Origin of the sequence: Steroidobacter denitrificans, from assembly GCF_001579945.1 — a bacterium.
GTDB lineage: Bacteria > Pseudomonadota > Gammaproteobacteria > Steroidobacterales > Steroidobacteraceae > Steroidobacter > Steroidobacter denitrificans.
In genome coordinates this window covers 2,726,044-2,746,536 of sequence record NZ_CP011971.1, presented here as the reverse complement: position 1 = coordinate 2,746,536, position 20,493 = coordinate 2,726,044, and the positions used below count along the sequence as shown (strand labels likewise).

Here is a 20,493-nt window from a genome sequence, read left to right as displayed (position 1 = left end):
GCTGCCAAAGCCGAGGCTTGGCCGACGACAAGCGATGCAGGCTGCTCGCGGGGCCGACGGCTGCACGCGGCCTCGCTCGAACTCATTCCTTGATGAAGCGCAGGAACTCATCGCGGGTGCGGGCGTCGTCGCGGAAGTCGCCGCGCATCGCACTCGTTATCATCGATACGCCGCGCTTATGTACCCCGCGCGTCGTCATGCACTGATGTACGGCATTGACCACGACGGCTACACCGCGCGGCTTCAAGACCGATTCGATGCAATTCGCTATCTGCGCCGTGAGTTTCTCCTGCACCTGGAAGCGTCTTGCATAGCCATCGACGACGCGTGCCAATTTGCTGATGCCCACGACCTTGTTGGTAGGCAGGTAGCCGACGTGGGCGCAGCCGATGATGGGCGCCATGTGATGCTCGCAATGCGACTCGAACTCGATGCCGCGCAATACGATCATTTCATCATAACCGTCCACTTCCTCGAAGGTGCGGCGCAGGTAATCGGCCGGATCGCTTAGATAGCCGGCGAACCAGTCGCGATAGGCGCCGACGACGCGCGCCGGCGTATCGAGCAGTCCTTCACGCCGCGGGTCCTCGCCAGCCCAGCGCAGCAGTACGCGGATGGCCTCCTGGGCTTGTTCCTCGGTGACGCCGGGCACAGCGGGCCGGGGAGATTTTTTGCGGGGTACCCGAATCATGCATCTGTCTCCTTACGCGGTGGTTGTGATGGAAGGCTAGCGTAATTTGGCGGGACGGTCGCCTGGTATTACTATTTCCCCATTGCTATTTCCAAAGGCCGTTTCACCGGAGGCGCGCACGGGCCGCGGCCGGTTCCTCGTCGGGAACCCGCGGCGCCGCCGGGTTTTTGCTGTCATCGGAGTATCATTCATGCATATTCGCACGCTGCTGATCGCCGCCGTGGCGATTCTTGCGACGGGCTGCCAGACGGTGCAGACGACCCAGCCGGGTGCGATCGGCGTCGCTCGTAAACAGATGATGCTGGTCTCCGCCCAGGATATCGATGCGGGCGCGAAGGTGGCTTACGATCAGGAACTCCAAAAGGCGCGCGCCGGCGGAGTGTTGAACCGGGATCAAAAGGCATATCAACGTATCCAGACGATCGCCAGGCGATTGATTCCGCAGACCGGCGTATTCCGGGCGGATGCGCCTCGGTGGCAGTGGGAGGTGAACGTCGAAACTTCCGCTGACGTGAACGCCTACTGCATGCCCGGCGGCAAGATCATGGTCTACACGGGCCTGATCGATCAGCTCGAGGCTACGGACGCGGAACTGGCGGCGGTCATCGGCCATGAAATCGCGCATGCGCTGCGCGAGCATTCGCGCGAGCGTATTTCCCGCGCTTATGCGGAGCAGCTCGCGCTGGCGGGTCTTGCGGTGGCTACGGGGGCAGGGCAGAGCACCCTGGAGCTTGCCAGTCAGATATCGGCGGTGACCTTCACACTGCCGCACAGCAGGGAGCAGGAAGCGGAAGCCGACCGTATCGGCCTGGAGCTGATGGCGCGCGCCGGTTACGACCCGAATGCCGCGGTTACGCTATGGCGAAAGATGGCGAAACTCGGCGGCGGCGGTCCGGAATTCCTGAGCACTCATCCGTCGGGCGAATCACGCATCCGCGACCTGGAAACGAATATTCCGCGCGTGCTGCCCTTGTACCGGGCGGTCGTCCAATAGCCATCGAGGGAAGGGCGCAGGCGTCAGCGCAGGCCCGGGAAGAGCGCGCTCAAGCCGAGTAATAGCGCGATAGCCAGACCGGCGGTAAGCCAGATGACGCGTCGATGCAGCGCCGTGGCGGCACGCGTCAGACCGTCGAGCTGCTGCGCCATCTGGCTGATGAGCTCGGCCTGGCGGCGTTCGTTCTCCTCCAGCGCCTGCAGCCTGGCGAGCAGCGCATCCTCACCCTGCAGCTGTGCGAGTTCGGCCGCAGTCGTGGCCGCCGGCATCCGCCGCGCGGATTTCAACAGGTCCCGGGAAACCTCGACGATGGAGGGGACGAGTTGCACGATCTGTAGCCAGGGTACTGCCATGAGGGTTCGATGAGACCGTTTCGAAATACGGCTTCGGCGGGCCGTGAAACCCAAGGATACAGGCAATCGGTGCCGATAGGTGCCCATCATGGATCGCGAACGTGATCCAGCTCACGCAGCGATACGGTCCGCTGTTCTAGTCTGATCCGATCGGATTCCGATGAATCAAGGCTTGTCCCATGAGTGATGCCCGTGCTTCCGTAGTTTCATCCGCCGCCCTGCCCGTTGTAGGTTCGCCGCGGGCGCGCCGGTGGAAGCCGCGGCATGCAGCGGCGCAAAGCAGTGCGATCCGATAGGGCGGCGGTTCATTTCAAGGGGAGGTCAGCAGATGGGCTGGATCATTGGCGGCGTGCTCATTGCCATCGTGGTTTTTGTCGTTTCGATCTACAACCGCCTGGTGACCGGCCGCAACCTCTACAAGAATGCATTCGCACAGATCGACGTGCAGCTTACGCGGCGGCATGACTTGATTCCGAATCTGGTCGAAACCGCCAAGGGCTATATGAAGCATGAGCGCGAGACGCTCGAAACGGTGATCAACGCTCGCAATACGGCGGTCAACGGGCTGCGCAATGCGGCAGTGAATCCCGGCGATCCGCATGCCGTGCAGCAGCTGGCGGGCGCGGAGAATGCCTTGAGCGGCGCGCTGGGACGCTTGTTCGCGTTGGCCGAGGCCTATCCGGATCTCAAGGCGAATCAGAACATGATGCAGTTGTCCGAAGAACTCACCTCGACGGAAAACAAAGTGGCGTTTGCGCGCCAGGCTTTCAACGATGCGGTGATGAGCTACAACAATACGCGGGAAATGTTTCCGAACAGCTTGATCGCCGGCATCTTCTCGTTCCTGCCGGCGCAGCTGCTGAATATCGAGTCGCCGGACAGGCGTGCGGTGCCGCAGATCAGTTTCACCTGAATTCATTTTCGGCCGGCCGGGCGAGCGGCGGCCTGAGCCGGTGACGGTGCCGTCATGAATTTCTTTCATCGTCAGGCCGAAGCGCGCCGCGCGTCGCGCCGATTGGTCGCCGCATTCGTGTTCGCCGTGATCATGGTCGTGATCGCCGTGGACCTGGTGATTTTTGCGGGACTGTCGTTCTATCAAGGAACGCAGGGGTACTACTTGCCGCTGCGGGATTGGATGGCGGTCCATCCGGGAACCGTCGTGGCCGTGACGCTGGCCGTGGCTGGCATCATCGCGGGCGCGAGCCTGTACAAGACGGTGGTCTTGAGCGGCGGCGGCGGCCTGGTGGCGCAGTCCCTGGGCGGCGTACGGGTTTCGGCGGATACGACCGATCCCTTGCAGCGCCGCCTGCTCAACGTGGTCGAGGAGATGTCGATCGCCTCCGGCGTGCCCATGCCCGAGGTCTATTTGCTGGAGCATGAAAACGGCATCAATGCGTTTGCCGCCGGTCATAATCCCTCGAACGCCGCCATCGGCGTGACGCGCGGCGCGCTGACCGCGCTGGATCGTGCGGAGCTTCAAGGCGTGATCGCGCACGAGTTCAGCCACATCCTGAACGGCGATATGCGCTTGAACCTGCACCTGATGGGGATGTTGTTCGGCCTGCTGGTGATTGCGCTGATCGCCCGCACCGTGTTGAGACTGGTGGCCCAGGTTCATGGCGGCGATCGCCGCCGCGGTGTCATCATCCCGGTAGCGGTCGTGTTCGCCGTGACCCTGCTGATCGTCGGCTATCTGGGGTTGTTTCTGGGGAGGCTGCTGCAAGCGGCCGTATCGCGCCGGCGCGAATCCCTGGCCGATGCCTCGGCCGTGCAATTCACACGAAATCCGCGCGGCCTGCGGGATGCGCTGATCAAGATCGCCGCTCATGCCGGCGGCTCCAGGATCCGTACCCTGGAGGTGGAGCAAGTCGCGCATATGTTGTTCGCACCGGGTACCCGGCGCCTCATGGCCACGCATCCGCCGTTGATCAAGCGGCTCAAGGCGATCGATCCGCGTTTCGACGTGCGCCAGATCGAGGCAGCGCGGGCGCGGCTGATCGGCCGGCCCCGGTCACACTCACAGCCGCAGTCGCAGGGGCGGCCGCAACGCCGCGCGGCCGGATGGCCGCAATCCGGCACGGCGCAGACCCGGGGAGACGTGATCAGGCCGCCGGAGGCGCTGGTGATCGTGCAGCAGGTAGGTAGCCCCGGCACCGCGCATATGCAGTCGGCGCGCAAAATCCGTGAATCCCTGCCGGAAACCTTGATCGCCGCCGGACAGCGTCCCGATTCGGCGCGCGCTCTGCTGTTGGCGCTGGCCCTGAATGCGCCGGGCGAAGTGCGTGAGCTGCAAATTCGGTTCATCGATCAGGAATTGGGTACGGTCATCTCCGCGGAGGTCGCCGGGTTGCAGGATGAGGTCGACCGGTTGATGCCGACGCAGCGCATTCCGGCGCTTTTGCGCGGCTATGCAACCCTGCGCCAGCTGTCGCGAGAGGCTCGTGTGGAACTGGTGTCCTGCCTGAACGGCATGATGCAGCGAGGCGGCAAAGGTGGACTGCACAGCTATGTGCTGCGCAAGCTGGCGCAGGTGCATTTGCTCGATGAACTACAACCGGTGCGGACAGGGCACGCACTGTCCTTGCGGGTGGTGCGCGGCGACATCCAGGTACTGTTCTCGGTCCTGGCACGCCATGGACACTCCGATGGTGTCGAGGCGCGGCGGGCCTATGAGGCGGGCGTACATCATCTGTATCCGCGTGAACGGCCTGCCTATGCCGTGCCGGGCGATTGGGCGCGCCTGCTGGATGCCTCCCTCGGCCGGCTCGACCGGCTGGCGCCGGCCGCGAAGGAACGACTCGTGGAGGCCTTGCTGAAGACCGTGGCGCATGATGGGCGGCTGACGCTCGGGGAGGCGGAACTGCTGCGGGCGATCTGCGCCGGCCTGCACTGTCCTTTGCCGCCGGTGATCGATTCCGATGCTTGACCGGCACGCAGTGCGCGGATCAAATGTTGCGGCGCGACGCCGTTTTGGCGTCGCCGTTCTACAAGGTTCCATGCAGGCATGTCCCAGTCGATCATCATCCGCGGCGCGCGCCAGAACAACCTGAAGAATCTCGATCTGGAACTGCCCACGAACGAACTCATCGTCGTCACCGGAGTATCGGGATCCGGCAAGTCATCGCTGGTGTTCGATACGCTGTATGCCGAGGGGCAGCGGCGCTATGTCGAAACCTTCTCGCCATATGCCCGGCAGTTCCTGGATCGCATGGATCGTCCGCAGGTGGATCGGATCGAAGGGATTCCGCCGGCGATCGCCATCGATCAGACCAACCCGGTGCGCACCTCGCGTTCCACCGTGGGGACGATGACGGAGCTGAATGATCATCTGAAGTTGCTGTATTCGCGCGCGGCACAGTTGTATTGCCGTGGCTGCGGCGCGCCGGTGAGGCGTGATTCGGCGCAGAGCATCCATGCCGAGGTGGAGCGGCGCCTGGCGGCGCAGGGGCTCGTGGACGAGCGCCTCGTCATCACGTTTCCGGTGCCCGTTCCGCATAATTTCAGCGAACAGGAAGTCCTGACGCTGCTGGAGAAGCAGGGCTACACGCGGGTGTTCGGGCGCTCGGCGGCGCCTGGCGTCGTTCTCGACATGATCCAGGACCGGCTGCGTTTCGATCCGGCCGATCCCGCACGCCTGATCGAGGCGCTCGAGGCAGGACTGCGTGTGGGACGCGGGCATGTCGATGTGCAGGTGGCCGACCGGCGCTGGCGCTTCTCCTCCGGCTTGCATTGCGCCGACTGCGATATTCCTTATCAGGAGCCGACGCCCAGTCTTTTTTCGTTCAATTCGCCGCTGGGCGCCTGCGAGCGTTGCCGTGGATTCGGACGCACGATCGACATCGATTTCGGCTTGATCGTGCCGGACGAGACCAAGTCGCTGCGCGAGGGCGCGATCCGGCCCTGGCAGAGCGAATCCTATCGCGAATGCCAGGACGAGCTGATGAAGTTCGCGCGCCGTCGCGGCGTTCCGGTGGACGTCCCTTGGCGTGCGCTTGCACAAGAGCATCGCCGTTGGGTGCTGGAAGGCGAGGGTTCCTGGGAGGAAAAGAAGTGGTACGGCGTGCGGCGCTTCTTCGCCTGGCTGGAGACCAAGGTCTACAAGATGCACATTCGTGTGCTGTTGTCGAAGTACCGTGCCTATACGCCTTGTCCGGACTGCAGCGGCGCCCGCTTGAAGACGGAGGCGTTGCTGTGGCGGCTGGGGACGCGGGCCGAGGCCGGGGAATTGCTGCGGCCGGAGGAGCGAAGGGCGCCGAACGGGGCTTGCTGGAGCGAAGCGGTGCTGGCGAACCTGCCCGGGGTCGGCCTGCATGAGCTCATGTTGCTGCCGCTGGAGCGATGTCATGCCTTCTTCCAGAGCCTGTCGCTGCCGGCGCCGCTGGATCAGGCCGGCGATCTGGTGCTGCGCGAGATTCGCAGCCGCTTCCGCTTCCTGCTGGACGTGGGGCTGGGCTACCTGACCCTGGATCGCCAGTCGCGTACGCTTTCGGGCGGCGAAGTCCAGCGTATCAATCTCACGACCGCGCTGGGGACGTCCCTGGTCAATACCTTGTTCGTTCTGGACGAACCTTCGATCGGACTGCATCCGCGTGACATGGGACGGGTGATCGAAGTGATGCGGCGCTTGCAGCAGGCGGGAAATTCGCTGGTCGTGGTGGAGCATGATCCGTTGGTCATGCGAGCCGCCGATCGTATTCTGGACATCGGCCCGGGACCAGGGGAAAAGGGCGGACGGATCGTGTACTGCGGGCCGCCGGCATTGCTGCTGAGCGCGCAGGATTCCTTGACCGCGGACTATCTGGCAGGCCGCAAGCGGGTGAGCCGGGAGCCGGGAAACGCGCCGGCGAAGAATGCGCCTACCGGAAACACGCAGGCGGGACGGCGTGCCGGGCGAGGGCGCGCCCAAGCCGCAGTGGAAATTCGCGGCGCGCGCCAGCACAACCTCAAGGGTATCGATGTCTCGATTCCCTTGCATCAGCTGGTATGCATCACGGGGGTATCGGGATCCGGCAAATCCACGCTGGTGCAGGACGTGATGTATCCCGCCTTGTTGAAGCATTTCGGCAAGCCGACCGAGACGCCGGGTGCGCATGGCGCGCTGCGGGGTGCGCATCACCTGGAGGGTGTCGTGATGGTCGACCAGGCGCCGATCGGCCGTACCACGCGCTCCAATCCGGCCAGTTATGTGGGGGCCTTCGATGCGATCCGCAAAGCGTTCGCGAAGGAGCCGCTGGCGAAGGAGCGCGGCTATACGATCGGGACCTTCAGCTTCAATTCCGGCAGCGGCCGTTGCCCGACCTGCGGCGGCAACGGTTTCGAACATGTGGAGATGCAGTTCCTCGCGGATGTCTATCTGCGCTGTGCTGATTGCAATGGCCGGCGGTATCGCGACGAGATACTGGAAATCACGCTCGATGGAGGCTCGGGAGCACACCCGAACATCGCCCAAGTCCTGGAAATGACGGTGTCGGAAGCGGCCGCATACTTCGCGGACGAGCCTGAGGTGGTGCGTACGCTGGAGCCGCTGGTACAGGTGGGCCTGGATTATCTCAAGCTCGGCCAACCGGTACCGACCTTGTCGGGCGGGGAGGCCCAGCGCCTGAAGCTGGCAGGTCATCTGGCCGCGCAGCGCGAGCCGCGAGGCGGGGCAGGCCAGGCCGGGCGAGGCAAGCTGTTCCTGTTCGACGAGCCGACAACCGGCCTGCATTTCGATGATATCGCCAAATTGTTGCGCGCCTTGCGCCGCCTGCAGGATGCCGGGCATTCGCTGCTGATCGTCGAGCACAACCTGGAGGTGATCGCAGCGGCCGACTGGCTCATCGATCTGGGGCCCGAAGGCGGGGAGGCCGGCGGCGAGATCGTGTGCATGGGCACTCCGGCCGAGGTGATGAAGGTGCCGGGCTCGCATACCGGCAGGGCCCTGCGCGACGCCATGGCCGAGGCGCGGCGCGCCTCGAGCAGTGCGACAGCCGTGGCCTTCAAGACGCAGCGCGCAGCCGGTTCGAATGCCGTCGATACGGCCGATGTCATCGCCGTCCATGGCGCACGCGAACACAACCTCAAGAACATCGATGTACAGCTGCCGCGGGACCGCTTCACGGTGATCACGGGCGTGTCGGGTTCAGGTAAATCGACGCTGGCTTTCGACATCGTGTTCGGCGAGGGCCAACGGCGCTACCTGGAATCCCTGAATGCCTATGCGCGGCAGTTCGTGCAGCCCGCCTCGCGTCCGGACGTGGATGCCATTTTCGGTATCCCGCCTACCGTCGCGATCGAGCAGCGCACCAGCCGCGGCGGACGCAAGAGCACGGTCGCGACGCTGACCGAGATCTATCATTTCCTGCGCCTGCTGTATGTCAGGTTGGGCACCCAGTATTGCCCGGACTGCGATGTACCGATCGAGCCGCAGAGCTTCGAGTCGATCGCCGCCCGGCTCTTGAAGGATTATCGCGGCAAGAGCGTCTCACTGCTGGCACCGCTGGTGGTGGCGCGCAAGGGCTACTACACCGATCTGGCGGCCTGGGCCGCGAAAAAGGGCTATACCCGACTGCGTGTCGACGGAGAGCTGCTGCCGACGCAGCCCTGGCCGCGGCTGCCGCGGTTCAAGGAGCACACGATCGAGCTGCCGGTGGCGGACTTGAGCCTGTCGGCACGCGCCGAAGCCGGGTTACGCGCGGCGCTGAATCTTGCTCTGGAGTTCGGCAAGGGCGTCGTGCATGTGCTGCATGGAGATGCGCCGATCCGTATTTTTTCCACTCGTCGCGCCTGCCCATCCTGCGCGCGCAGTTTCGCCGAACTTGATCCGCGACTGTTTTCATTCAATTCAAAACATGGCTGGTGCGAGTCGTGTTTCGGCACCGGGGTGCGCCTGCAGGGTTTCGATGCGGAACAAAGCGGCGAGGAGATTTGCTGGAACGAGTGGTTCGAGGGCGAGGCGGCAGCGTGCGAGTCCTGCAAGGGACAGCGGTTGAATGCGATCGCTCGCAAGGTGCGTTTCCGGGGAGAGTCGATCGCCGAGATGACGGCGAAACCGGTGCTGAAGCTGCGTGCCTGGTTCGACGGCTTGAGACTGCAAGGGCGCGAGCGCGAGATCGCTCGCGACGTGCTCGCCGAAGTTCGTTCCCGGTTGGCGTTTTTGCAGGACGTAGGCCTGGGCTATCTGGCCCTGGATCGTTCGGCGCCGACCTTGTCCGGCGGCGAGGCGCAGCGTATCCGGCTGGCGGCGCAGCTGGGTTCGAATCTGCAAGGCGTCTGCTACATCCTGGATGAGCCGACCATCGGCCTGCACCCGCGAGACAATCGTATCCTGCTGGATACGCTGGAGCGGCTGGCGAAAAAGGGTAACTCCCTGCTGGTCGTGGAGCATGATGAAGAGACGATCCGGCGTGCGGATCATGTGGTGGATCTCGGGCCGGGAGCGGGGGTTCACGGCGGGCAGGTGGTCGCGGCGGGTACGGCGCAGCAGTTGCAGGATTGCGAGGCCTCGGTCACCGGGCGGCTGCTCGCCGATCCGCTGCGCCATCCGCTGGCGCCGCGCCGGCCGGCCGGCCGGCGACATCCGGTCCTGACGATCCGCGAGGCCAGCCTGCACAATCTGCGCAGGCAGACCTGCCGCATTCCCCTGGGGCGGCTGGTGGTCGTTACGGGTGTGTCGGGCTCCGGCAAGTCCACGCTGGCGCGTGATGTGCTGCACGACAATCTGCGGGCCGCGCTCGAGCGGCGCAAAGGTGCGAAACTGAAATGGTTCGGTTGCCGCGAGATCGAGGGCTGGGAACAGGTGGGCCGGATCCTGGAGGTCGATCAGACACCGATCGGCAAGACGCCGCGTTCCTGTCCGGCAACCTACATCGGCTTCTGGGACGCCATCCGGCGCGTATTCGCCGAAACGACTTCATCGCGCATGCGCGGCTATACGCCATCGCGTTTTTCCTTCAATACCGCAGGCGGGCGCTGCGAGGGCTGCGACGGACAGGGGCTGCGCAAGATCGGCATGAGCTTTCTGCCCGATGTGCGTATCGTCTGCGATCGTTGCGGCGGCCGTCGTTTCAACCAGGAAACCTTGGCGGTCAGCTATCGCGGCAAAAGCATCGGCGATGTACTGATGATGAGCGTGGATGAGGCGGCGGAGTTTTTCAGCGCACATGTCCGCATCCATCGTGCCTTGAGCCTGCTGCAGGATGTCGGGCTCGGCTATTTAAGGCTGGGACAGCAAAGTCCGACCCTGTCGGGCGGCGAGGCGCAGCGTATCAAGCTGGTGACGGAGCTGTCCAAGGTCGATACGGCAGCTGCAGCGCCGGGGCCGGACACGAGACCGGGGCGTCCGGCTGGCCGGGTACGCAAACCGGCGCTGTATGTACTGGATGAACCGACGGTCGGCTTGCACATGGCGGATGTCGAAAAACTCATTCGGGTGCTGCACCGGCTGGTCGAGGTCGGCAATACGGTGGTGGTGGTCGAGCACGACCTGGATGTCATCGCCGAGGCCGACTGGGTCATCGATCTGGGGCCGGAGGGCGGCGACGGCGGCGGCCGGGTGGTGGCGCAGGGTGCGCCCGAGGCGTTGGCCGGAAGGGCTGCGCGAGCGATGACACCGTCGCATACGGCACGTATTCTCGAATCGTTCCTGCGGGAGCGCACCGTCCGGTGATGTTGCAGCCGCCCGGGCGGATCCAGGCTGCCGGTACGCCGGCAGGGTAGGGACAGCAGGGGCGGCAGAGACAGCCAGGGGCAGTCAGGGACAGCAGGAGCAGAGATTGCCGGCTATGCAGCCGGTGCCTGATCCATGGCCTGCTCCAGGGCGCCGACATTCGTTTTCATCCAACGTTCGAATCTGCGGATCTCCGGATACAGTTCGCATGATTTGGCAAGATCGGCTTGGCGGTTGGGGATGTACAGCCGATTGAACTCGAACATGTCGGCGAGATCCTTCGCACCCGGGAAATCCAGCGCGGCGAAGTCATTGTGTGCGAGGTACCGGTAGACGATGGGACGGCCGGTCGCCAGCTTCATGATCTGCGCATATTCATCGCAGCGAAGCTCGTCACCGACGATGCCGATGGTCTTGTCGCGGTACCAGAAGGATTCCGCGAAAATTCCAGCTATCACTCCACCGACGTCCTCGACCGCGACGCCCGCCAGTGTCGTGGTGCCCTGCGGCAGGCTGAATGCATAGCTGCCATCGCGTTGCAGGCGCGGCGGGAAATGGCGAATGAAGTTTTCATAATAGAATGCGACGTGCACATAGGTCGCCGCCAGCTGCCGGCTGCGCGCGTATTCCTCGATACGCGCCTTGGTGTCGAAGTGGGGCACGCTGATCCGTCCGCCCGAGAGTTGCTTGGTGTTCGGCAGGGTACTCAGCACCGTGTGCTGCACGCTGCTGCCGAAGATCGCATCCACCAGGTTGCAGCCCTGGAGATATTCCTTGTCGTGGTGTTCCCAGAAGTCCGTCACCCCGAAAACGCCGTCACAGTCGCGCAGGCTCGCTCGCAGAGCGACGGGATCGTTCAGATCGCCGGCCACGACTTCCGCGCCCAGCCGCTCGAGCGCCACGGCGGTGTTCGAATGGGGGCGTCGCGTCAGGCAGCGGACCTTATATTTTCCAGTATGCAGCAAATGACGGGTGACGGATCCGCCCTGGGCGCCGGTGGCGCCCGTGACGAGAATGCGGGAGACGTTGGACATAAGATCGGCTTGTGCTCGGGTGATTGACGAAGTGCCACCATACTCGACGAGCAGCGCAGTCGTGTTGCATCAGCAAATATGCATACGTTGCTGGGCAATAATGCGTAGCCTCATTACGATACATGCATGAAGCCGCCTGCTCCGGGCAGCGCGGCGCCGAGCGTTAGAGCGTCTAACGAAACGAACCTTCATGGCGTTGCCGGGCCGAAACATCACCGTGAGCGTCATTTCGTTGGAGCTTCCTAGGGCGCAGCACCAAGACTCATCTTGAATCCGCCGTAGTAGAAGCGACCCACTGCACTGACCGGATAATTCAGTGAATAATCAGGACGCTCGTCGGTCAGGTTGCGCACCCCCGCATATAGCCGGTAGCCGCCTTTGAAGTCGAATGCCAGGCTCAGCGTGTGCATGTCGTAGGCATCGTAGTCGATGTTTTTCGACGAGGCGATATCGGGATTGCCGGCTCGTGTGAGCAAATCATAGCGCGACGTCTTGCTGAAATGATCATAGCCGTAGAAGGCCGTGAATCCATGGAAGTACCAGGTCAGGTCCAGGCTGGTCTGCAGTTTGGGCGCATACGCGGTGGTGCGCTCGTCGATCTGGTCCGCGCCGAGCGTGGGGATGGTCGTGAGCCGCTCCAGCCGGCTGCCCAGCAGCGAAATCCCGAATGATCCGATATAGGAGTCCACGCCGAGAAGGGCTGGATCGAGCAGGTAGCTTACGTTGAAGTCGATGCCGCGGGTGCGGTAGGAGGCGACGTTCTCCGGCTGCACGATGAACGACTCGATGGCGCCGGTGGTCGCGTTGCGCCTCAGCGCATCGCAGAACACGTTATCGATCGAGGGCTGGTCGACACAGGTATTCGCGATCACCTGCGCTGTCGCGGTGCTTATCGCGTTCTTGATGTTGATGTCGTAGTAATCGATGGCCAGGGCCAGACCCGGCGCGAACCGGGGCCGCAGCACCGTGCCGAAGGTATAGCTTCTGGCGGTTTCCTCGCTCAGCGCGGCATTGCCCTGGCTGAGTCCGGGGATACTGTCGCCGGGATTCGGATCATCGTAGCCGATGGGGTCGATGCTCAGGGCATTGAGCATGGCGCTGCAGTTGGCCGTCCGGTAGGAGGTGCCGTTGTTGAGCTGGCTCATGCCGCAGGGATCGTCGATCCCCTCATATGTCTGGCTTTGCGGGCCGAAAAGTTCGCCGATATTGGGCGCGCGGACCGACTCCGAGACGGTGGCGCGAAACGAAATATCGCGAACGGGAGCCCACAAGGCGCCCAGATTCCAGGTGACCGTGTTGCCGACCGTGGAATAGTCGGAAACACGCGCCGCGCCGGAGAGCTGCAGCAGTTCCGTGTACGCCAGATCCTTCAGGATGGGTGCGCGCAGTTCGACGAAGGCTTCCTTGACATCGAAGCTGCCGTCGCTGGGCAGTATCACGTTGCCGAAGGTCAGGCCGGCCTGATCCTCCCAGGGAGGCGTGGAGCGGCTGGTCTCGCGCCGCCATTCCATGCCCGCCACCGTATCGATCGCACCCGCGGGCAGGGTGATGCCGGGGAGCGGGCCGGCGGCAAAGGCGGTGAACACGTTCTGTGTGATCCTGGAGCGCGTCCGGTTGTTGAGCATCACCCAATCGATCGCCGCCGCAGTGGCGACGCCTTCGCCGAGAATATTCAAGGGCAGACAGCCGCTGTTCGGTCCGGGAGTGAAGGACAGTTCCGGCAAATGGAAGATCGGATCGTCCGGCAGCGCCGAGGGGTCGAGATTCGAACGGCAGGTCGGCGCACCGCTCAGCGGATCGGCCACCACGTCGATCGCCGCGAAGAACCGGTCGTTGTAGCGATTGTTGATCGCCAGGGAGTCGATCTCCGTCTGCCCGTACACGTATGACACTTCGTAGCTGTAGCCGTCCAGGAAACCGCCGTTGATGCCCAGTACGGTTCGGATGGTTTCGCGGGTATTGTCCTCACCGCGAACGCCGAGATCGAAGTTGTCCCGAGTGACAAAGAAGCCTTCCGGTTGGATCTGTGCGGCAAGCGCCGGCGAGATGTAGGGATTGTCGGGTGTGAAGAACAAATCGAAATCATAGGTCGGCTGATAGAAGCCGACGGCCGTGCCGCGGGCAAACTTGGTTTCCGCGAACAGATTGACCGACGGGTTGAGCTCGAAGTTCAGAAACAGGCTGCCGATGGTGTTCTCGTTCTTGGAGCGCAGATCACCGATGTAATCGGCCACCGGCGTGCCGGTGCCGCCTTGTGCAAAGTATGGAGGAATGAATACACCGAGATCGTAGGCCGTGCCGTCAGGCCGCAGATCGGCAATGTACCTGCCTTCGTCTTCCTCATCGATATCGATATCGATGGCGCCCTCGCGCGAGCTGCTGTCGTAGCGCAGATCATTGGTTGGAATCTGGTCCGGGACGTTGGGGTCGTCGGGAAAATCATCCGGGTTGCGCCGCATGGTGGTGTAATTGGCGCCGCGAAGATAGCTTCGATCCGAGGCTCTCAGACGCCCTTCGCGGGTGTGCTGAATCGAACCCGAAAGATTGCCGCGGCCGTTCGCGAAGTTGAAGCCGCCGGTCAGGCTGGCCTGCAGATCGCCGGGGTTGCCGGCGTCGGCGCTGCCATACTGCAGCCGGCCGACGAGGCCCTCGAAATTCTTGCGCATCACGAAGTTGACGACACCGGACACGGCGTCGGCGCCATAGATCGCCGACACGCCGCCGGTCACGATGTCGATGCGCTCGACCAGGTCCGCGGGAATCGTATTGATGTCCACCGCGGCAGTCTCCGGCAGCTGCGCTACGTGGCGGCGGCCGTCCACCAGAACCAGGGTCCGATCTTTGCCTAGGTTGCGCAGGTTGAGTAGATTCAGGCCATTGCTGCCGATGAAGTCGTTGGTGGTCTGCGTCGAGTCCTTCGAGCCGACCAGGGCCGGCCGGCTTCTCAGCAGATCGGTGAGATTGGTCGTCCCGGACAGCTCGATGGCTGCCGACGACAGGGAGATCGTCGGCGTCGGCGCGTCGAACTCGTTTTGCTGGATGCGCGAGCCGGTCACGATCACGACCTCGACACTCTGATCCTCAGCAGTCTGTGCTTCGGCGACACCCAGTACGCCGTCCAAAGCGGCGCACAGTGCGGTCATTGCCACTCGATAATCGGCTCGAATCGCTCTTTTCATCCAGCGCTTTCCTTTTGGATTCCGCTCGAACCTGGTGAATGAGGCAAACATTCGTCGACGAGCGTCGCCATGACTTAGAGAGGCGCATTTAGAGGGGACGGGCATAATACAAGTTTATTCAATACGATGAGCGATGGATACGAGGTGCGCTATCGTGTCTGGCCGGCTGCTCGGCAAAACACGGTTGACGCTCGGAGGCTCGAGCGGTTGGGCAAGGGCATGTCATGGCGGCGGGCCGGGGGGATGACATCCCAGGGTCGTCCGGTCTTGCAATCGGACGTCGAATGTCGATGCCGGGATAAGTCGTAACAAACCAGGACAAGCCAGGGAAGTGAAGACGCGATATATAAAATCCTTATTAAGGATTAATGCTGATAAGCGCCTTAGTTTGTTGTCAGTTCCGAATGCTTCCTTGTAGTGATGTCGCATTGCGCCGGCCGGTGATCGCCGGGAGCTAGGAGTCGCGTCCCTGTGTTCCCGGCGCCGGAAACATCCGGCGGAGCGCGAGTTCGTATTTTACTGAAAAATCCATGGGGAAAATAATGAGATCGATGCCAAAGGCAGGTGCGTGGTCAGGTATGGCGGGTATCGTACTGGGACTCAGTGTCGGTGTGGCTGCCCAGGCCGACACGTCGGCGGAACCCTCGATGCAAGATACGGCATCGGTGCCGCGAATCGTCCGGGTGGAAGAAATCGTGGTCACGGGGTCGCGTTTGAAAACCGACACGTTGGAGGGGCCTTCACCGGTGATCGTGCTCGACCGGGGAAAAATCGACAGCCTGGGCGTCAGTTCGGTGTCGGAGTTGCTGAGATTCACCTCGCAGCAGCCGTATGTTCATTCGGAGGTTTTCGCAGTAAACGGTTCGCAGGTGGTGTCGCTGAGAGGCCTGGGTGCGGACATGACCCTGGTCCTGATCAACGGCCGGCGCGTCGTGCCCTCGGCAGGCGTGGTGGCGCAGAATGCCTTCGACCTGAACACGATCCCGCTGGCCGCCGTGGAACGCGTGGAAGTGCTTTCCGATGCCGCCTCCGCCGTGTATGGCGCCGATGCCGTCGGCGGCGTGGTCAATATCATCCTTAAACAGGACGTATCCGGCACGGTTGCCGATCTGCATTATGGTACTGCCCAGGGCGGTGCGCGCGAGCGGCGCGCCTCGCTCACCACCGGCTGGTCGGGAAGCCGCGGGCACGCCGTACTGGTGTTCGACGCCTTTGAAAAGGGAGCACTGCCGGGTGCGGAGCGCACCCGTATCCGCGATCAGGATTTTCGGCGTTTCGGCGGCGAAAATTATCGCGTGCCCAACACTAATCCCGGCAATGTGCGCTCCCTGACGGGTGAGAATCTGCCGGGGCTGCCCTCGCCCTTTGCGGCGGTGCCGCAGGGCGGCAGCGGCATCGGCCTGACGCCGGCGGACTTCCAGGCCACGGCGGGCGAACGGCGGATGGACAGCCTGTTGAAGTACGAGGCCATCCTTCCCGAAGCCGAACGCTATAGCGTGGCGGCGTTCGCGGAGCTGGAGATTTCGCCGCACGCGAAGTTGTTCGCAGAGCTGCTGTACAACGACCGGCGCAGCGACCTCGAGCTCAGCCCGGCGCGACTATCGGGGGCTGTCGTGCCCGCGATCAATCCCTTCAATCCCTTTGGAATCGATGTCGCGGTGGACTATCGCTTCGCAGGCATGAGTTCTCGACACATCATGAGTGAGGCGGAGCTGTGGCGCGGCGTCGGCGGGGCGCGGGGCTGGCTCGGCGGATGGGAGTGGGAGGTGTCGCTGCTGAACACTCAGGAGGAGGGTTCGTCATGGACCCGTAACGCACTCGATCCCGCGCGCGTGGCGCAGGCGCTGGCAGCGTCGGATCCGGCGCAGGCGCTGAACGTGTTCGCGGATGGACCGGCAGGCAGCGCCGCCTTATTGTCATCGCTCATGGCCGTGCCCACGGTCAGCGACTACGGTTCGGACGGCACACAGGTGGCGGCCTTTGCGCGTGGCGCCGCCCTGACGCTGCCGGCAGGCGCCGTGCAGGTAGTCGTCGGCGCCGAGTGGCGCGAGGAAGAGATTCTCTCCGGTGATTTCATCGGTCATCCCGTGGATCGCAGAGCCTCGGCCGTGTTCGCGGAGGTTGGCCTGCCGCTGATCGATGGCGCCATGCAGATCCCCGGCGTGCACGGGCTGTCGCTGCAGTTTGCGGGCCGGCAGGATCACTACAGCGATTTCGGCGATACCTTCAACCCGCAGTTCGGCCTGATGTGGACCCCGGTCGAGAGTCTCCTGTTGCGCATCTCGCACGGCACCAGCTTCCGTCCGCCGGAGCTTCTCAGGCTCTATTCGAGCCGCGACACCTTCCCGTACGTGATCGTCGACCCCCGTCGCAACGGCGAAGTCACGGAGGCCACGGCGATCCTCGCGGGCAACCCGGATCTCGACCCGGTGGAAGGCGAATCCTCCACCGTGGGTTTCGTATTTACGCCTCAGGGCCAGCCGGGATTGCGCCTGACAGGTTCCTATTGGCGGATCAAGCTGAAAAAGCGGGTGGAAGTTTTTCTGCCGGAACTCGTGCTGGCCAACGAGGCGCGTTTCCCGGGTAGAGTGGTCCGGGACGATCCTTCTCCCGCCGATGCGGCACTGGGTCTGCCTGGACGCGTCCTGAGTGTGGATATGTCTGATATCAACTTTGGACTCTTGGATACCCGCGGTATCGATTTCGGGGTCAGCCATGTTTTTGACACTGCGGCCGGCCAATGGAGCGCCAGTCTGTCGGCGACCTGGGTCAAGAAATACGAAACGGTCGACGTTCCGGATACCGCGCCGCTCGATCGGGTGGGGGTGGCGGATGTAGAGGGAACCATTCCTGAATGGAGCGCCGTGGCCACGCTGGGCTGGAGCAGGCGCGGCCTGAGCGTATCGACCTCGGCGCGATACACCGACTCATATGACGATGCGACCTACCTTGGGCGCCTGGACCGCAGAGTGGCGTCGCAAACATTATTCGATGCGCAGGTGACGTGGGATTCGGATGCCTACGACATGGCCGGTTCCCGATGGTTGCGTGGTTTGAAGCTGACGCTCGGCGTGTCGAATCTGTTCGATGAGGAACCGCGTTTTTCAGAAATCGGTAGCTCTTTTGGCTTCGATTCGTCGCAGGGCGATATCCGGCAGCGCTTCGGTTACATCAACTTGTCCAAGAAGCTCTGATGATACCCGGCCGGTGGAGGTGCCTGCTCGCCCCGGGCATGCGGCGGGCGGCAATGCTGGGGATGAGCCTGTCGCTCGCCGTTGCAGCCGCCGGAGACATCGAGGGGCAAATCGAGGGGGACAGTGGCCGCCGGCCGCCGACCGCGCGTGATGCCATCGAGACGGCGAGGTTCATGACGGACCGTGCCTTGGCCTCCGAGTACGATCCCGATGGCGTGGTGTCGATCGCGCCGAGCGGACGCCGCTATGTGGCCCGCATCGTGCGCGGCGACGCGCGGCGCAACGGCGTTTCGATGCAAGTGATCACGGGGGGGCTGGATTCGCTCGAGCAGGTTGCCAACGGGCGCGCGGTGGCACAACTATTCAGCAGCGGCCGAGGCGCGCGGGATGGACGTCAGGGCGCGGATCAGGACGTGTCGCCGGTACTGAACGGGCTGCGATGGCTCGACGATACCCACGTGGTATTTCTCTGGAGCGACGAGCGTGAAATACCTCAAGTGACGCGGGTGGATCTGATTGCCGGGAAGGTCGATCGATTGACGCAGCATCCCAGTGCCGTCATAAGTTTCGATATCGGTGCCGGCGGCGAGATACTGTATCAAGCGTTGCTGCCGTCGCGGCCTTCCAGTTTGGCGCAGGCACTGCAAGAGGGCTTCACGGTCGAGCCCGATACAGATGCGGCCGCGTTGATCCTGGGGTTCGTCAATACCGGTCCATCGGCCGATTATTATTGGAACGCGCAGTGGTTTCTGCAGCGTCCCGGATCGCAGCCGCTGCATATTCGCTTCGGTCGGGACACCGCGCTGAATTCGCCGCAACCCGCATGGCTTTCGCCCGCCGGCAGCCGCGCAATCGTGAGTACGAACGCGATCGAGATGCCGGAGCGCTGGAACGTCTACGACGATGAGTATATGGCTCATGCGATTCGCACGGCGCACTTGAATCCGAACGACCTGACTGGAAGGCAGGTTCACCAGTTGTTCCTGCTCGATGCCGACTCCGCACAGGTCCGGCCGTTATGGGGCGCGGCTGCGATGAGCTTCGGGACGGAGGTTTCCTGGTCCCCCGACGGCGGCCGGCTGCTGCTCGCGCCGACTTTCCTGCCGCCGCAGGATGAGGATCCCCGCGGGCGGTCCGGCACGGCTGCTGCTGTCATCGACGTAGAGACAGGCCGATACAGTGTCTTGCCGATCGAGCTCAATGACTCGCGAGTGGCCGCTCTGCGCTGGCTGACAGCGGATCGGATCGAGTTGACGGTGGTCAGGTCCGGACAGATCGAACGCCGGTATTTTACGAAGGAGCGTGGATGCTGGCGGGCCGCCGAAGCGCCGAGTCGGAGCGCTGCTTCCCCTCGCGTACGCTTCGAGCTTCGCCAGAGTCTCGACATGCCGCCCCGTCTTTTCGCGGTGGACGTCGGGTCGGGCAAGGCGCGCCTGGTTCTGGATCCGAACCCCGATCTGCTCACCCGCTTTGAACTGGGGTCCGTAGAGCGGATCGAAGGGGATACAGCGGCCGGCGAACGCTGGGCAGGCCTGCTCTTTTATCCGCCAGGCTACCGGGCTGAGCGGCACTATCCGCTGGTCATCCAGAGCGTCTATGGCAGCGCTCTCACTGAGGGGTTTACGCTCTATGGCGTTCAACAAGATGCCGGACTGGGTCCCACGCTGATCGCGTCCTATCCCGGACGGCTGCTGGCCGCCCGGGATATCCTGGTACTGCACATGGATGTGACGCGGGGGATGCAGTTCGACACGCCGGCCGAGCCCGAAATCCGGCAACGTGCGTTCGAGGCGGCCGCGCAGCAGCTTGTGCAGGCCGGGCTCGTCGACCGGCAGCGGATCGGGCTGCTGGGGTTCAGCCGCAATGGCTACTATGTCGAGCACACGCTGACACACTCGGCATTTCCGTTCGCGGCGGCCATCAGTGCCGATAATTGGGATCCCAGCTACATGGCGCATATGTTAGGAGGATTCGATGCGTCAGCCATCGATATCCATGGCGCCGAACCGTTCGGCGCTGGACTTGTGAAGTGGATCGAGCGTGCGCCGGGATTCAATGCCGAACGGGTTCGAACGCCGCTGCTCACGATCGTACAGTCCACCGGCATACTCGACGTGCTGTTTAAGTGGGAGTTGTTCGCACGGCTGCGCCACCTAGGCAAGGCGGTGGAGATGTACGTTATGCCCGATGCGATGTACGGGGCGCATAATACCCAGAACCCGAAGCAGATTCTCGCGGTTCAGCAGCGCAGCATCGATTGGTTCGATTTTTGGCTCAATGGCCGTGAGGATGCAGACGAGAGCAAAGTCCATCAGTATGAGCGCTGGCGGGTATTGCGGGATCGGGCGATGAAGGCCCCGTCCTCCCGTGCCGCCCATGTTCCTCGATGACTACGGCAGAG

The 20,493-nt window shown here is 63.3% G+C and carries 10 protein-coding genes; 6 read left to right on the top strand and 4 right to left on the bottom strand.

Translation table 11 applies throughout. The annotated features are described in order from the left end of the window. Window positions 1-82 precede the first annotated feature (82 nt). On the bottom strand, window positions 83-691 hold the full coding sequence (folE, locus tag ACG33_RS12355; RefSeq protein WP_066921613.1) for a GTP cyclohydrolase I FolE: 609 nt from the start codon (window positions 689-691) through the stop codon (window positions 83-85). 190 nt (window positions 692-881) lie between these two features. On the opposite strand from folE, the gene ACG33_RS12350 reads away from it, so the two are divergent. After that, complete coding sequence (locus ACG33_RS12350) at window positions 882-1,685, top strand: M48 family metallopeptidase (protein ID WP_066921611.1); 804 nt, start codon at window positions 882-884, stop codon at window positions 1,683-1,685. A gap of 23 nt (window positions 1,686-1,708) precedes the next feature. On the opposite strand, the gene ACG33_RS12345 is transcribed toward ACG33_RS12350, so the two are convergent. Next, entirely contained in the window at window positions 1,709-2,038 is a 330-nt protein-coding gene (locus tag ACG33_RS12345) for a hypothetical protein (protein WP_066921609.1), read from the bottom strand. Window positions 2,039-2,366: 328 nt separating this feature from the next. On the opposite strand from ACG33_RS12345, the gene ACG33_RS12340 reads away from it, so the two are divergent. From ACG33_RS12340 to uvrA, 3 genes are all read left to right on the top strand, one after another. After that, a complete protein-coding gene (locus tag ACG33_RS12340; protein ID WP_066921607.1) occupies window positions 2,367-2,951 on the top strand; it encodes a LemA family protein in 585 nt (194 codons plus the stop codon). Between the two features lie 54 nt (window positions 2,952-3,005). Beyond that, the gene (locus ACG33_RS12335) at window positions 3,006-4,964 is read left to right on the top strand and encodes a M48 family metallopeptidase (protein ID WP_066921605.1); all 1,959 of its coding nucleotides are present in this window, start codon (window positions 3,006-3,008) and stop codon (window positions 4,962-4,964) included. Window positions 4,965-5,042: 78 nt separating this feature from the next. Further along, entirely contained in the window at window positions 5,043-10,685 is a 5,643-nt protein-coding gene (uvrA, locus tag ACG33_RS17105; RefSeq protein WP_066921603.1) for an excinuclease ABC subunit UvrA, read from the top strand. Between the two features lie 113 nt (window positions 10,686-10,798). Here uvrA and ACG33_RS12325 read toward each other — a convergent pair whose 3' ends face one another. Then, window positions 10,799-11,719, bottom strand: coding sequence for an NmrA/HSCARG family protein (locus tag ACG33_RS12325; RefSeq protein ID WP_066921601.1), 921 nt, complete (start codon window positions 11,717-11,719; stop codon window positions 10,799-10,801). A gap of 242 nt (window positions 11,720-11,961) precedes the next feature. Continuing rightward, window positions 11,962-14,898, bottom strand: a complete 2,937-nt coding sequence (locus ACG33_RS12320) for a TonB-dependent receptor plug domain-containing protein (RefSeq protein WP_168160089.1) — start codon at window positions 14,896-14,898, stop codon at window positions 11,962-11,964. A gap of 542 nt (window positions 14,899-15,440) precedes the next feature. Between ACG33_RS12320 and ACG33_RS12315 the strand changes: the two genes are divergently transcribed. Both ACG33_RS12315 and ACG33_RS12310 read left to right on the top strand, forming a co-directional pair. After that, complete coding sequence (locus ACG33_RS12315) at window positions 15,441-18,092, top strand: TonB-dependent receptor (RefSeq protein ID WP_168160088.1); 2,652 nt, start codon at window positions 15,441-15,443, stop codon at window positions 18,090-18,092. 62 nt (window positions 18,093-18,154) lie between these two features. Next, window positions 18,155-20,482: a prolyl oligopeptidase family serine peptidase gene (locus ACG33_RS12310; protein WP_066921595.1), complete on the top strand. Its 2,328-nt coding sequence runs from the start codon at window positions 18,155-18,157 to the stop codon at window positions 20,480-20,482. Window positions 20,483-20,493: the final 11 nt, after the last annotated feature.

Coding starts and splice junctions, on each gene's coding strand:
- folE (WP_066921613.1), bottom strand. CDS start 691: ATGATTCGGGTACCCCGCAAAAAATCTCCCCGGCCCGCTGTGCCCGGC.
- ACG33_RS12350 (WP_066921611.1), top strand. CDS start 882: ATGCATATTCGCACGCTGCTGATCGCCGCCGTGGCGATTCTTGCGACG.
- ACG33_RS12345 (WP_066921609.1), bottom strand. CDS start 2,038: ATGGCAGTACCCTGGCTACAGATCGTGCAACTCGTCCCCTCCATCGTC.
- ACG33_RS12340 (WP_066921607.1), top strand. CDS start 2,367: ATGGGCTGGATCATTGGCGGCGTGCTCATTGCCATCGTGGTTTTTGTC.
- ACG33_RS12335 (WP_066921605.1), top strand. CDS start 3,006: ATGAATTTCTTTCATCGTCAGGCCGAAGCGCGCCGCGCGTCGCGCCGA.
- uvrA (WP_066921603.1), top strand. CDS start 5,043: ATGTCCCAGTCGATCATCATCCGCGGCGCGCGCCAGAACAACCTGAAG.
- ACG33_RS12325 (WP_066921601.1), bottom strand. CDS start 11,719: ATGTCCAACGTCTCCCGCATTCTCGTCACGGGCGCCACCGGCGCCCAG.
- ACG33_RS12320 (WP_168160089.1), bottom strand. CDS start 14,898: ATGAAAAGAGCGATTCGAGCCGATTATCGAGTGGCAATGACCGCACTG.
- ACG33_RS12315 (WP_168160088.1), top strand. CDS start 15,441: ATGAGATCGATGCCAAAGGCAGGTGCGTGGTCAGGTATGGCGGGTATC.
- ACG33_RS12310 (WP_066921595.1), top strand. CDS start 18,155: ATGAGCCTGTCGCTCGCCGTTGCAGCCGCCGGAGACATCGAGGGGCAA.